Raw genomic sequence first — 14,345 nt, 5'->3', positions numbered from 1 at the left:
GGTGTTTGCCTGTTAAAATGCAAGAGAGCCAGGGGGAGATCCCCAAATCCCCAAATATCCTAAAAAACTCCGCCGCAGGCGGCGGACGAAATCACTGAATTTCACATAGTTGTATAGGAGAGACGTGAGTGCTATTATTAGCACAACGATTTTCCCCATCAACATATTTCAATCTCTGTAATGCGCGCAGGAGGAGCCGTATGGCAATGCCAACAGTGCAGCGTAGGACATCCACTCCTGCGTCAAGGTTGACCCGGTGGATGCACACGCTTAAGTCCTCGTTAGGACGTCCGCTGATAGCGGTGCTGGTCGCATTTATTCTGGGCATGATCATTGTGATGATCGCGTCTCCAGGAGCATTGGGAGACCGTTTCAACACTGCTGTTTCCGCTTATTATAATCTGGTAATGGGCTCTTTTGGCAACATCCAGAGCATTTCGTATACGCTCGCCAAAACGACCCCACTTATTTTTACCGGCCTGGCTGTCGCACTGGCCTATCGCGCCGGTCTGTTTAATATTGGCGCGGCAGGACAATTGGCTGTTGGAGCGATGGTGGCTGGCATTATTGGCCTGAAACTGGGTTCGTTGCCGGGTGTAATCCTGGTGCCTATGATGCTGGTTGCAAGCATGCTGGCGGGCGCATTCTGGGGATCAATCGTCGGCATACTGAAGGCGTGGCGTGGTGCCCATGAGGTTGTCACGTCGATCATGCTCAACTGGATTGCTTTCTATGTCTGCGCAGCCCTGGTAGAGGGTCCTTTCCAGGCTCCCGGCCTCTCGCAGCAGACGACTCCCTTGTCTGCTTCCGCGACCCTGCCCTCGCTGGCAAATCTCTACAATCAGACATTAGGGACCATCTTTGGACAGATCCCTCTGGCGGCGCAATATACCGTGGATGTCAGCCTGTTGCTGGCTTTTGTTGCGCTGGTTGTGTACTGGTTTCTCACTTCACGCACGACCTTTGGTTATAGTCTGCGCGTGATTGGACAAAATCCGAAGGCGGCTCGCTATGCGGGTATCTCGGTGAAGCGCAATCTGGTGTTGGCGATGGCGCTGGCCGGGGCTTTTGCGGGCCTGGCGGGCGCGACGCGTTTGATGGGTCAGTCTCCCTATCAGTTGATCAGCTCAGGTTTTTCGAGCGATAGCACTGGCTTTGACGCGATTGGCGTGGCCTTACTGGGCCGTACAACCGCGATCGGCGTTATTTTATCCGCCTTACTCTTTGGTGGTTTACAGCAAGCCGGTCCGTTTTTGCAGTTGAATGTTGGAGTGCCGGGCGACCTGATCTATATCTTGCAGGCGCTAGTCCTTTTTGCGGTAGCCGTTGAGTATGTGCCTTCTTTCCAACGCTTCTTACCACCTTTTATGCGTCGTACGAAGCCTGTGCTGGCTCCGCCTCTAGTCCCTAATCTGATTAAGAGTGAGGCGCTGCTTGAACATGCGTCTGGCTCGTCAACTGCTGGTCCGCCGGAGGCGACTCTAACCGATAATAGTGTGGGGGCGACGGATGCGCCGACTCCAGCAACGAGTCAGGAGGATTAGTCGTGTTTTTGCAAGTACTTGGGCATGTCCTCATCACGAGCGATCTCTGGCAAGCGGCCTTACAATTTGCGGCCCTGCTGTTGCTGCCCGCTCTGGGTGGTGTGATTTCTGAGCGGAGTGGTGTCGTCAATATCGCGATGGAAGGTATGATGCTGATCGGTGCCTATGCAGGCGTGATGGTGGCCGTGGCGACCCACAATATATTGCTGGGCGTACTGGGCGCGATGATCGCCGGTGGCCTGCTGGCTCTGGTTCATGCGATTGTCTCGATCAACTTTATGGCAAATCAGACCGTAAGTGGTATCGCAATCAATATTGCGGCCCTCGGTCTGACCAATTTTCTGTTGCCGATCCAGACCAATGGACAGGGTATCACGGCGCTGGATAGCTCTTTGCGTTTGCCACAGGCTGCGCTGGGACCTCTCGCCCATATTCCTTTTATCGGTCCAGTTCTGTTTCAGCAGAATATTCTCTTTTATGTTGTTGTATTGATCGTTATTCTATTGCACTTCCTGCTGTTCCGTACCAATATTGGTTTGCGTATTCGCGCGGTTGGTGAGCATCCCCAGGCGGCAGATACGGCTGGCGTCAATGTTCGCCTGGTCCGCTATCTCTGTGTCGTCTCCAGCGGTTTGCTATCTGGTCTGGCGGGCGCATTCTTGTCGCTGGGTATCGCGGGTATTTTCAACCAGGACATGACTGCTGGACAGGGCTATATTGCTCTGGCTGCTATGATCTTTGGCAAATATACTCCCTTCGGTGCCGCGGGCGCCTGTATTGTCTTTGGTCTTGGTGAAGCGTTAAGCCCACGTTTGCAGGATACAGGAATTTCGGCCAATCTCCTCAGCACCCTGCCATATCTATTGACGCTGGTCGCTCTGGTTGGTCTGGTTGGTCGCACCATGGCACCGGCGGCTGATGGTGTTCCCTATGAGCCAGCGGCAGAGTAGGAGGAAGGTATCTATGCAAGAGAGCACTGTAGTAACTCAACGTCCTGCCTCTTCCTCGCTCTATGCGGTAGAGATGCGCGAGATCTATAAAGCCTGGCCCGGTGTGGTCGCGAGCGATCATGTCAATTTGCGGGTGCGTAAAGGCGAGATTCACGCGCTGGTTGGAGAAAATGGGGCTGGCAAGTCCACCCTGATGAATATCCTTTATGGCCTGGTGACGCCAGACAGCGGTGAGGTATTGATTAATGATCGCGTGGTCCATATCGCCGGGCCGCGTGATGCGATCCGCCTGGGTATCGGCATGGTCCACCAGCACTTTATGTTGATCCCGCCTCTGACCGTCGCTGAGAATATTGTGCTGGGCAATGAGCCGGGCGGCCTGGTTTCTGGCTATCAACGCCGCCGCGCCAACGAAGAGATCAAAGCTTTAAGCGAGCGCTATGGCTTGCCAATTGATCCGAACGTCCTGGTAGAGAAACTCTCGGTAGGACAGCAGCAGCGGGTTGAGATCCTGAAGATGTTGTATCGTGGCGCGGACATCCTGGTGATGGATGAGCCGACCGGCGTGTTGACACCACAGGAGACCGATGATCTCTTTGCTGTTCTGCGGGATCTGGTGAAACAGGGCAAGACGGTTATCTTTATCACCCATAAATTGCGCGAAGTGTTAGCCGTGACTGATACGATTACCGTTCTGCGACGCGGCAAGAATGTTGGTGAATTGATCACTCGCGAGACCAATCAGCGTGAAATTGCTCGTGCGATGGTCGGACGTGACGTCCTGTTACGTGTCGAGAAAGAGCCCGCCAGACCAGGTGCGGTGGTGGTCCAGGTGAAAAATCTGCAAGCGCAATCTGATCGGGATCTGGCGGTCCTGCATGGTATCAATTTTGAGGTTCATGCCGGTGAGATCCTGGGAATTGCTGGCGTTGAAGGCAATGGGCAGACCGAACTGGTCGAAGTCCTGGCGGGGATGCGCAAAGCGACCGGCGGCCAGATCACGCTCACCGAGGTGAAAGATGGGGTGGCAGGTCCGGCTAAAGATATCACCAATATTGGGGCCAGTAATGCACGTATTGCTGGCGTGGCGCATATTCCTGAGGATCGCCGTGAGAGTGGCCTGGTGATTACTGAATCGATTGTCGACAACTCGATTCTGGGACGACATCACTGGCGCGAGTTTTCGCGCAATAGCATCATTCTCAGGCTCAAACAGATTGCCAGCTGGGCCAACAAGCTCATTACTGAATTCGACGTACGCACGCCATCGGCGGTAGCTGCCATGCGTACCCTTTCGGGAGGAAATCAGCAGAAACTGATCATCGCCCGTGAGCTAGGTTCAAATCCTATTTTCTTGATTGCTGCACAGCCCACGCGTGGTGTTGACATTGGTGCCATCGAATTTATCCACCGGCAACTCATCGCGCAACGGGATGCTGGTAAGGCGGTCCTCCTTATCTCAGCCGAACTCGACGAGATTCGTTCGCTCTCTGACCGCATCGCCGTCATGTATGAAGGACAGATCGTTGATATTGTCTCCCCCGAAGCAACTGAAGAAGAACTGGGATGCCTCATGACTGGTAGCAGCATTGTAAATGAAGTCTAACAGCATAGCGTAGCGCAGCAGGGTGATGTATGCTATGTGTAGGAAACATGGTAAATACATTTCCTACACATAGCATACATCTTGGATATTCTGGTTTAAAGTCTGGTATAGACATAGTCTGTGAGGTTGAAGAGTTGCTCGGCTTTGGTACCGCTAACGGGATCGGTATAGCTAAGCATCAGGAAATCATTATCTGGCTTCAGGCCGAGGATGCGTACCTCCTCCTGCTTGATCACAATAAAGTTTCCACGCTCTACCGACTGGACGTTTTTCCATGCGTATTTTGTTTGTGAGCGAGCGAACAAGAGTTGTTGCTCCTCTTGGGCTCTCTTCTCAACCATCTTTCTCTCTCCTTGTACACCAATGCTGTAATCGCTGCATTATAAAAGCATTGTATCCCGGTGGTCTCAACCCTTTTGATAAGGGCTCCTTTTGCCTCCGATACACACTTTTTATCTTCCTATTATACCAATTTTTAGAACTCATCCATGCGTATTGTTTGCTTTTTGCGCTTGATTACCATTACTGTGCTAAAAAATTTATTATTTGCTAGTAGATGATAAAAACACATGTTTTTACTCTACCTCTTGTCGGCGCGTACTGATCAGTAAGAGCATGCCCTGATCGATGCTGACTGTGGCCTCTGCGCGGATGAGCTCGTTACTTACGCCACGTGGTGTGCCCAGCCGCAGGGTTGCCCCGTGCAATGGATAGGCAAGGTCGGTTGTGTGGATGCCGGTGACTGTTGGTGTGAGAGGAATAAGAGAGAGATAGTCTCCTGCTGATCCGGTGATAGCCGTGGTGTCAGGGCCGGTGAGGAGCCAGCAGATTGAAGGTCCATCGATGATCCGTGTGGGGATATCGCTGAAGGATGTTAACAGAAAGATGTTCGCCAATGTATGTTCGATGCGTGTGCCACCCAGGGCACCGAGGAGCGTGATACGGGTGGCACCGCGTTTGTGCGCTTCAAGCAAGGCTAGCTCTGTATCGGTCTCATCTTTGTGGGGGGATAGGCGGATAATGTCGCTGCCATGGATTGCCAGATCCTCTAATAAGAGAGGGTCCAGGGAATCAAAGTCTCCTAAAACTACAGCGGGCCTATAGCCATACTGCAGGGCGGCGGCAGCTCCGCCATCGGCAGCCAGAACGAGATCAGCGGTGGATAAAGCCTCGGCTACGGCTGTGCCTGGGCGTAGCGTCCCGCCCGCAAAGACAACGACATGCATGACAAAAATCCCTCATCGTATATAAATAATAAATCCGCAATCATTATAACAAACAATACCCCAACACATCACCATCTCTTTTCTCAAGCACAGGCGGCGCGATTAACTTACCAGTTTATTTTTATGCTTTCTATATACTAAATATGAACTGCATGTTGGGACATCTGTGTGTATTTTTATCGTAAATGCTCTTTTTGTTCATGCAGTTTTTACTAGATTTGATTGATGAAAGAAAGAGTTGTGTATTTTATGCATAGATCTAAGCGAGCATCAGGCATGCCAGGTGGCAAAGGCTCACGACTATTTATACTTTTTATGGGTGGTCTACTGGGCCTATTGCTAACAAGCATCCTGTTTACCATACCCGGCAATCTTGTGCCTCACGACGCTACTGCACATTACGTCGCCGGGCAAAGACATGTTCCAAGCGTCAGTAATGGTACAGGGAACCATGCACACTCTCTCCAGCATAGGCAGCATCACAGGGCTCGGCAGAAGTGGCATCAAAAAATTCATAAAATTCATAAGCTGCATTTAAGGCACAAACGTAGCAGTGCCCCTGATCTATCTGTGACCGTGACCGGCCAGCCGGAAATGGCGACACTGGGACAGACGCTGGCATTGACCTTTACGCTCACCAACATGCGTGGCGCGCATACGCTTCCTGCTAAAACCCTCATCACCTTTAGTGATACACTGCCAATCGGGTTATCCAATGTACGCATCTCGACACAATGGAATAGTGGATGGGTATTCACACCGTATGGACACACCAGTCCCTTGATACTGCGTGGCACCTACCGGAGTGCGAAGCCGTTACCTGCGGGCCAGCGTCTCCCTCGGATTGTCCTGTTTGCCAGCTTGAACGCTCAGGCGGGCAAGCGCTTGTCCAACACAATGACCATCCACGTAGCAGGCGATCATAATCCCTCCAATAATACTGTGATCAGTACGATCCACGTCGTGGTACCAGGCCTGCCGCTGGCCCCTTTTACTTCTACCGTCACGCCTACCGACACTTCGGCTACGATCCAGACGGCGACCCCAATTGGTACGCTAACCGCAACGTCAACCGTCACGCCCACATCAGCAGGCATTGTCGTGCCTACTATCACGCCAACCGGCACAGCGCTTGTGAGCGCGCCTGACTTATCACTTAGCATCACCCATAGCGGTTCTTTACATAATACCGTTGGCAAAATACTGACCTATACCTTATCGATGCATAATGGGGGTGCGGCAATCACCAAGCAGCATGCGATTGCCATTACGAATATCATCCCATTGGGACTGAAAAATGTTTACGCCCATGGAAATGGCTGGCGTGTGTTTGTCAGCGACACAACCAGTCCTGTTGTCATCCAGGCCACTTATACTGGTAAATATCCCATTAAAGAAGGCATGAACCTCGCGCCAATTTTCATCCAGGGACTCCTGGATCGTGATGCCATCCCATCCATCACCACAACCGCCAATGTTGCGACGCCCGGCGACAGCAATCCTGCCAACAATACCGACACCGACACAATTTTTGTGGATCAAGTGATCTCTCCAACGGCAACTCCCACCGTTGTTTCAGCTATAATACCGACCGTCCGGCCAACGATGACAACCTCGCCAACCGGTTCGCCAACCGTCATCTCCTCATCAGGTGGACAGCCAACCGCAACCCCTGAATTGACTGCACTTCCCACGCCAACGGCAACTCCTCTTCCATCGCATATCCTCGTGCCAACCCCACTGCCAGCATCACAACCAATTTCGCAACCAACCCCACAGCCAACCCCACAGCCAACATCACAGCCAACTCCACAGCCCATGATGACGCCAGCCAGATTGCAACTGAGCCTGGAGCGATCCGATGCGCTCCCTGACGGCCATTATGTTGTTGGGCAGAGCATCAGTTATCATCTGAGCGTCACGAATCTGGCGGGGAGCCAGAATCAAATGATCCGACTCTTAGATATTGTTTCGCTTGGCCTGCGTAATCTCACGATCAGCGGAACAAACTGGACATTTGATGCATCCAGCAATATCGGACCAGCCGTATTCGCCGCAACCTTCAATGGCCCCTATCCTATTGCCGCAGGCACTGTTTTGCCAACTGTTACACTCAGCGGCATCCTGACCAGCGCCGCTCTCCCACAACTCTCGACCGCCGTAACAGTTCTCTCCTCTAATAGTCTGGCCGGAACACAACCGATGGTCGTGGATACAATCGAAATACAGGCGACTTCTGTCCCTCCTGTCTCTCCTGTCCACCCGACTCCTATCGTTGCCACAGTGAAGCCTGCTGTGCAGGCAACGCCCACTCCGATGGAGGCAGTTTCCGCTAGTCCAACTGTCGTAGCCTCGTTGGAAGGAACAGTTGTGTCCAGTTTGCCTGTCACGCCGACCATGATACACATTAGCAGCGAAGCGTCGTCCAAAGAATCCCGGCCAGCTCTTTCCCTTACCAGCACTACGCTGTATTGGGATTATGCTGCCGTCGGGCATTTAATTAGTTTTGAGCTGCGAGCGGCAAACGCTGCTGGCGCGGGCACGATTGTCAGGCCGGATACAATTGCTCTGGATGCAGTGATTCCCCTGGGCCTCTCGCATATCCAGACTATCGGCAACGATTGGAAGGTTACTGTTAGCGATACGATCAGCCCGGTTGTTATCCATGCTCAATACATTGGCAAGCGGGCTATTGGACCGGGGGTAGCGCTTGCGCCCATCATCATCACCGGTCAACTGACAGCCGATGCCTTTCCGATTCTCACTTCAACCGCAACGATAACGGTGCCGCATAATAGTGATGCCGCCAACCATACTGCCTTCGCTACACTGCTTATTCAGTCAGCGAGCCAGAACCGGCAGGGTATGCCCATCCATCCTGACTATGACCATACACAGGACATAGCGCGAACTGCCGCGAGAAAGACGTTTTTGCCTCTATAAGTTCCTGTCCAATTCTCTCTGGATAGTTCATCATATGATAAGCGGCTTCTCTACACTTCAGAACAGGTAGAGAAGCCGCTTGTTGATACAATTGCTAAGCAGGTACAATGTTCCCGCAGAGAATAGGATTATAGCCTGTCTGTGTGGCGATGTTGTTGGTATAGTGAACGTTGATATCCCAGCCTGTGCTGGGGATAGCTGGGACGTTACTGAAGGTCATGGTTTTAGTAACAGAACCATTGCTATCGGCCTGTAACGGACTGAGGTCATACAGCACCTTTCCAGTGTTCAAGCAGTTGCCTGCGTGAATATGGGCCGCATGCATACTATTGGGGGCCAGCCCACTTATTTTCAGGGTGACTGTCAGTGTGCCATTGGTGAGGCTCAAGCTTCCCGTTCCCATGGCGCTTTCATTGGGACTGGTTGTTGGTCCCAGCACGGTGGTAACGGCTGTTGCGCCGCTGGCATTACTGATCATGCCACAACTGATGGGGGCGTATTGCGCGGCTGGTACGAGGTTGGGACCGTTATGCACATTGATAAACCAGCCTGTGGCGGGAATACCTGTTTTGACATTGGCAATGGTAGTTATACTGGTGCCCATGCCTGTACTATTCGCAACGACATTATTCAATGGATATTTGATGGTATCCACCGGATTCTGGCAGGTGCCGGTGGCATGGATATGGGCTGGGTGGGTGCTGTTGGGGGTGAGCCCCACTTGCCGAATGGTGACGGTGAGGGTCTGATTGCTTTGATCGTAAACAAGTTGAGCTTTGCCTAGTGGGCTGTGCAGGAGTTTGGCAGTTGCTGTGGTGGTGGCACTTTTTTGCGCGGACACGGTGGCTGGCACCAACCACAACATTGTCAACAATAGCAAGGCGGTCGCTCCTTTGACACACGTTGATAAGTTCCCTCTTATCTGTGTTGAGGTTTTTGAAGACATATCAACTCCCTTTCTTTCATGATCGCTGTTACAATTTGGTATTATGTCCGCTTGTTTTGCGAGATTGCAATGTCAGCAATATTGTGTTTTATGCTCTATAGATGGTCCTTATACGCTATTCAATGCCAGCAATTGGACATACGCGCTCTACCTTTACTGTGCTCTCAATATTCATGAAAACACATATTTCGGATGAGTTGATACTTTTGTCGCAACAATATGCTATAATAAGAGAAATTGTTGTTGTATATCCATGTAACATTTTTGGATTGTTCTGATATATTTGGCCTTATGACATCTTTGTGTGGCGGAATGTTGCAATGAGGAGTGGCGTTAACGATGTCTAACAGAAATCCTTTAGATTTTGCCCGCTCAACTGGACGCGAGAGTTGGCATGACCCTTCCCGCTTGAGTACCGGGGTGACCCGCAATTTTTCCCTTCAACCGCGTGGCGTTGCCCATGCTTTTTCCTCTCCTCCTGGCATGTTGAGAGACAGTGAGCCACCGTATAATGAAGTATTGGCGCGCAGCATCTGGCTGGAGCGCTACGGAGGAATGATCTCTGTTGGATTGCTCGTACTCTCTGTCCTGCTGGCTGGCATTCTTTTCATCACCGGCCAGCGCGCCGCACTTACTGTCCTGACGTATGTGGCACCGGCATTAGGAGGCATTCTGGCCCTGCTCTTTTGTAGTAGTATGCTGTGGATTAAAGCAGGCTTGATTCGTAAATTGCAGCGCATTATTGCGGAGACTACCTCTTCAGGCGAGGCGACTTTGCAGAGTGAGCTCCAGGCGTTGCGTTCCGCATGCTTGATATGGCTGCTTTTAACTCTGGGTGTGCTTGCTGCCTGCTTCACACAGGGATTATGGATCTGGTTTAAGATTGCCGTGCATCAGCCGTTAGCGGCTTTTTCTGATCTCAACCCGTTACCAGCCGCCTGCATGTATCCCTGCTTCTTCATAGGATTGTTGTTGCTTGCACGCATACATGCTACGCTGCCTGGACGTTTCCGTCTGATACTGGATGCTTTGATGATCCTGGGTGCCACGCTGGCACTTTCCTGGTTTTTTTTGCTGGCACCACTGCTTGCCAGTATGCATAGTGATCTGCTTACGCAAGGTCTGGCCGTATATCTTCCAGCCAGCGATATCATTCTGGTCTCGTTAGCGGCTTTTTTCTTGTGTTGCACGACACTTTCACCTGAATTAGATCCTGTTTTTGGTGCTATCTTCTGGGGACTCTGCTTGCTCGCTGTGAGTGACAGCCTTCTACAATATGAAGCACTCAACCGGACATTAGGCTTAGAATTGATCCGCGCGCTGCTTGATCCCTGCGCTCTTTTGCTCATCGCCAGCGCGGCCATCAAATATCCTCAGTCGGTTGTTAACGAGCATGTGCGGTTGGCACGTCAACCCTTACCTCTTCCGATGATGCCACAGCTGTCCCTCTCTTTACGTACCCTGACGCCCTTTCTACTGGCCCTGATCGTCTGTGCCCTCTTGAGTACGGTCGTGGCGGCACATGGCAGTCACCTCCTGTTGCAATCCACCTCCTGCGCAGGCGCATTGATCGCCGTCTTCATGATGCGCCAGATTATCATCCTCTTTGAAAATGCCAGAGCGGCGCGGCAGTTACTGGATGCGTTATTAGTGACGCAGCGTGAATTGGGCGCGTCACGTACTGAGATTGTAGCCGTGACGTGCGAGATGCAGGAGAAGCGTACCCTGGAGGAGGCGCTGGAATCCCTTCGGACCGCCCATACTTTGCTGGCACGTGGTGACTTTTCCGCTCGTGCCAGTGTCCCGCCAGGACCACTGGTGCCAATGGCCCTGAGCTTTAATTTGATGGTTGAACGTTTGGGATTGCTCAAGCAACAAACAGAAGCTTATGAGCGTCTGCGTGCTGAATGTGATCTCTTACGCACAACCGTAGAACAGTTCGCGAACGGGGCTCTATTAGTGCCTCTTCCCAGGAATAACCAGCGCACGCCGGAGCTGAGTCCCATTTTCCTCTCACTGCTCTATTTCCAGCGCCAGCAACAGCAGCAATGGCAAGCGCAAATGCAGACATTAGCTTCTATCGAAACACAGATGCACCATCTCTATCAACAATGTACTGAAATCGAAAATTCAACTATAGCTGCTAACACGGACCGTCTCACCTATGGACGCCTCAAAGGATCGATGAGTCATTTAAGGCATCAGATCGAACAACTCAAGCAGCGGATTGGATATCTGCACACTCAGTTCTCTGCCCGCGACCTGCGTTCAGCCAGACCTGAGCGCCATACGCCCGTACCTGAAAAATAATCGGCTAAAAACAAACCTTTCCCGTAATTCTTTTGCTCAATCAGGAAGGATGAAATTGCTCCCAATTTCAGAGGAATAACGAGAATCACGAAAATCATTCGTCAAAATTCCTCTTGTTTAAGCGGTATTGCCCTTCACGGTTGGGATTGTATGATTATTGGTTGTTGGGACAGTTGATTGAAACTGTGTTATAGGCAATTGTGAGTGTACAGGTTTGATTATTAATTGTGACGGTGCCTATACACCCGCGCACCAGTTGTCCATTAACGCTACAATTGAGCGTCTGGGATGGATTTCCAGTGCCAGTGCCGGTGCTACCAGTCCCTGCGTTATTGCCAGTTGCTCCTTTCCCGGGAGTAGTAGCAGTTCCAGTGGTGCCAGTGCCGGTGCCTTTTCCGCTGACAGTTCCAGTGGTGGTGCCGGTTCCAGTAGTGGTGCCGGTTCCGCCTGCGTTGATGTTTGGTGCATGGATGGTGGCGGAGATGACGACTCCATTCTTGTTCATCTGAGTGGTGACAGGATTGGGTACGTTGAGGAGCTTGGGACAATTGAGCAGGGTATAGGCGCCCTGGAAGCGGTTTGCCAGGAAGGTAAAGAGCGAGTTGGCCGCAGCTGGATCGGGTGAAATGGCATTGATTGTGAACTGCTTATCCACCAGGATGCGTGTCAGACCAATCTGTAAGTAGTTCTGACAGTAGAGTGTGCCGCTGGCCTGCTGATTAGTGGTAGCTATAATCTGATCAACACCACGACGATAAAGATTTGTCTTTGTCAGGCTTTGATCGTTGCCATTGATCACCATTGGATCAGTTAATGGAACCAATGCTACCGGCGCTTTTTGAATAACTGACGCTTGTAATTCGTCTAATGGCAGCGCTGAGACGGGAGCGTTGTTATCAGCGAGATTGGGAGCCTGCCACGGTTGACAGTCAAGGGCGGGATCGATGAAGTTGGTGAGCAGGGCATTATCACTGGGATTGGCGATCAGGGTCGTGTTGTTGATGCGTGCTCGATTGGCGGTAGATTGCTGCGCGATACGTCCATCAGTGGTCGCCAGATATTGTGTTTGCACGTTATCGCTTTGATCCTGATCGATCATACCGAAATCACGAACGGTAGGACAGGGCATGCCATCTCGAGCGCGTGCCAGCGCAGGAATTTTGACCCTGCCGGCTACGATGCCTTGATTGGCGGCGGCGAAAAATGCCGGTGCGTTACAATAGGCAAATTGCCCAAATACTGAGCCTTCCAGGCCATTGACACATCCTGCCTGTTGCAGTGTCTCCACCTGTCTGGCTTTCAATGTCAGATTGGTCGCGTTAAAACCAAACCAGAGTCCGACGACTGCGTGCCTGGGCAAGGCTGGCACCGTCGGATTTATGGCTGGCCGGGTATCCTTATCGATGATCAGTGGATTATACACGCTAAAATTACCGCTAGCGGGATCGTAAATGACGCCCTGGACAAAGGCGCTTTGTGCCAGGTTGCTTTCATGACAGGGACCATCATTGGGATTGGTCGCTACAAGCTGGTAAGGAGTCGCCAGCCCTTTCGCTGATAAGGGATTGGCTGGCACCAGCAGTGTACAGTTGAGATTAAGGTTTATCTGTTGACCTGCGGCATGAGAACGTGCCAATGGGAGTATGACAAAATAAGTCCCGGCACCTATCACTACCAGTAATGTCACAACCGTCGTCACGAGTGCATAGGGCGAAAAATGCTGGTGTCTTCCGGCCTGAGAACCAAAGGATTGGCGTCCTGGTTTGCGCATATGTTGTGTTCCTTTTCTTGCACTGTGCTATTTTTGCATCAGCCCAGCCCTGCTGATAACTGATAAACTCCATATGGCAGGACTGAGAAAGCAATGAGAAAATATGAGATCTGTTCTCCGGTCAACCGGTTGTGTATCAAAGCTATCACTGCTCAACTGGCAATTACAGGGAATCACAGTGACATAGCATGACCACTTATTGAAGTATCCATATATATCACGCCTGCTTGCGATGTTAGCATATCAAAATGCATCTCTTCCTCTATTTTTACAATTTGGTATGAAAGTACCATTTCCTGGTTAAGATTTTCATGTGTGGTTTCCTCCCGCTGAAACGATCGGTAACCCTTCTTCAGTCGCCTTACTACCACAATGATCCTTGACTAATCGGGGAAACATGCGTATATTAAGCAGAGCAAGATGACGCTGAGGATTTATCCTTTTGCTGTGGATAAAGCGTTATGATAGTATCTATTGATGAGACAGAGTAGTATCAGGATTGAAGCTGTTGCGTGATACGCATATTTAGAGGAGTTGTTACACATATGACCACACCTGATGTAAATATCGAAGATCCTTTTGCCTTCCTGGCCGCGCACGAGTACGTTGTCATGACCACCTATCGCCATGATGGGACGCCCGTTCCTACTACTGTCTGGTTCGCCAATGACAACGGCAAGGTTTATGTGACGACCTTTAAAAATGCTGGAAAAATCAAGCGTATTCGCGATAACGGGCGTGTAAGCATGACCCCTTCTGGTCGCATGGGAGAATTGTTAGGTGAGCCAGAAGTAGTCGGTCAGGGGCGTGACGCCGCGCTTGAAGAGCGCGCCGCTGCCCGCGCCGCTTTAGCCCACAAATATGGTGAGCAGTTTGAGAAAATAGTCGGTCAAGAGAATCCCGACCGTGTCTATATTGTCATAGAGAGTGTTTGATTCCCATCACGATGGGTATGCAGGCGCGAGCTTGGTCAAGAGGCGATGGCAGGAGGCGATTCTGATAAACGCCTCCGAACTTTCGGGCAAGCCCTCGTGATCGCGAGAGAGCCG

Annotated in this window: 10 protein-coding genes; 6 read left to right on the top strand and 4 right to left on the bottom strand. The window is 51.4% G+C overall.

Annotated features, from left to right (window positions below; all coding sequences use genetic code 11):
* Positions 1-200 precede the first annotated feature (200 nt).
* From F1593_RS16010 to F1593_RS16000, 3 genes are read left to right on the top strand one after another with little or no spacing between them, the layout of a single operon-like run.
* Complete coding sequence (locus F1593_RS16010) at positions 201-1,544, top strand: ABC transporter permease (protein ID WP_149402568.1); 1,344 nt, start codon at positions 201-203, stop codon at positions 1,542-1,544.
* 2 nt (positions 1,545-1,546) lie between these two features.
* Complete coding sequence (locus F1593_RS16005; protein ID WP_235932601.1) at positions 1,547-2,494, top strand: ABC transporter permease; 948 nt, start codon at positions 1,547-1,549, stop codon at positions 2,492-2,494.
* Between the two features lie 13 nt (positions 2,495-2,507).
* Positions 2,508-4,100: an ABC transporter ATP-binding protein gene (locus F1593_RS16000; protein WP_149402567.1), complete on the top strand. Its 1,593-nt coding sequence runs from the start codon at positions 2,508-2,510 to the stop codon at positions 4,098-4,100.
* 95 nt (positions 4,101-4,195) lie between these two features.
* Here F1593_RS16000 and F1593_RS15995 read toward each other — a convergent pair whose 3' ends face one another.
* Together F1593_RS15995 and F1593_RS15990 are read right to left on the bottom strand one after the other, a co-directional pair.
* On the bottom strand, positions 4,196-4,441 hold the full coding sequence (locus F1593_RS15995; RefSeq protein ID WP_149402566.1) for a hypothetical protein: 246 nt from the start codon (positions 4,439-4,441) through the stop codon (positions 4,196-4,198).
* A gap of 234 nt (positions 4,442-4,675) precedes the next feature.
* Complete coding sequence (locus F1593_RS15990; protein ID WP_149402565.1) at positions 4,676-5,326, bottom strand: thiamine diphosphokinase; 651 nt, start codon at positions 5,324-5,326, stop codon at positions 4,676-4,678.
* 249 nt (positions 5,327-5,575) lie between these two features.
* On the opposite strand from F1593_RS15990, the gene F1593_RS15985 reads away from it, so the two are divergent.
* Positions 5,576-8,269 (top strand): hypothetical protein, encoded by a 2,694-nt coding sequence (locus tag F1593_RS15985; RefSeq protein WP_172632160.1) that lies wholly within the window; start codon positions 5,576-5,578, stop codon positions 8,267-8,269.
* Positions 8,270-8,363: 94 nt separating this feature from the next.
* On the opposite strand, the gene F1593_RS15980 is transcribed toward F1593_RS15985, so the two are convergent.
* Positions 8,364-9,149, bottom strand: coding sequence for a CHRD domain-containing protein (locus tag F1593_RS15980; protein WP_172632159.1), 786 nt, complete (start codon positions 9,147-9,149; stop codon positions 8,364-8,366).
* A gap of 405 nt (positions 9,150-9,554) precedes the next feature.
* Between F1593_RS15980 and F1593_RS15975 the strand changes: the two genes are divergently transcribed.
* A complete protein-coding gene (locus tag F1593_RS15975; RefSeq protein WP_149402562.1) occupies positions 9,555-11,525 on the top strand; it encodes a methyl-accepting chemotaxis protein in 1,971 nt (656 codons plus the stop codon).
* Between the two features lie 154 nt (positions 11,526-11,679).
* Here the strand turns inward: F1593_RS15975 and F1593_RS15970 are convergent, their stop codons facing one another.
* Complete coding sequence (locus F1593_RS15970; protein WP_216368881.1) at positions 11,680-13,296, bottom strand: hypothetical protein; 1,617 nt, start codon at positions 13,294-13,296, stop codon at positions 11,680-11,682.
* 545 nt (positions 13,297-13,841) lie between these two features.
* Here F1593_RS15970 and F1593_RS15965 point away from each other — a divergent pair.
* A complete protein-coding gene (locus F1593_RS15965; RefSeq protein ID WP_149402561.1) occupies positions 13,842-14,231 on the top strand; it encodes a PPOX class F420-dependent oxidoreductase in 390 nt (129 codons plus the stop codon).
* The last annotated feature ends 114 nt before the right edge of the window (positions 14,232-14,345 follow it).

It is taken from the genome of Dictyobacter arantiisoli (assembly GCF_008326305.1).
Taxonomy (GTDB): domain Bacteria; phylum Chloroflexota; class Ktedonobacteria; order Ktedonobacterales; family Ktedonobacteraceae; genus Dictyobacter; species Dictyobacter arantiisoli.
Note: the sequence above shows the minus strand (reverse complement) of the source record. Positions and strands in the feature narration are given on the sequence as shown.

Coding starts and splice junctions, on each gene's coding strand:
- F1593_RS15990 (WP_149402565.1), bottom strand. CDS start 5,326: ATGCATGTCGTTGTCTTTGCGGGCGGGACGCTACGCCCAGGCACAGCC.
- F1593_RS15975 (WP_149402562.1), top strand. CDS start 9,555: ATGTCTAACAGAAATCCTTTAGATTTTGCCCGCTCAACTGGACGCGAG.
- F1593_RS15970 (WP_216368881.1), bottom strand. CDS start 13,296: ATGCGCAAACCAGGACGCCAATCCTTTGGTTCTCAGGCCGGAAGACAC.
- F1593_RS16010 (WP_149402568.1), top strand. CDS start 201: ATGGCAATGCCAACAGTGCAGCGTAGGACATCCACTCCTGCGTCAAGG.
- F1593_RS15995 (WP_149402566.1), bottom strand. CDS start 4,441: ATGGTTGAGAAGAGAGCCCAAGAGGAGCAACAACTCTTGTTCGCTCGC.
- F1593_RS15985 (WP_172632160.1), top strand. CDS start 5,576: ATGCATAGATCTAAGCGAGCATCAGGCATGCCAGGTGGCAAAGGCTCA.
- F1593_RS15965 (WP_149402561.1), top strand. CDS start 13,842: ATGACCACACCTGATGTAAATATCGAAGATCCTTTTGCCTTCCTGGCC.
- F1593_RS16000 (WP_149402567.1), top strand. CDS start 2,508: ATGCAAGAGAGCACTGTAGTAACTCAACGTCCTGCCTCTTCCTCGCTC.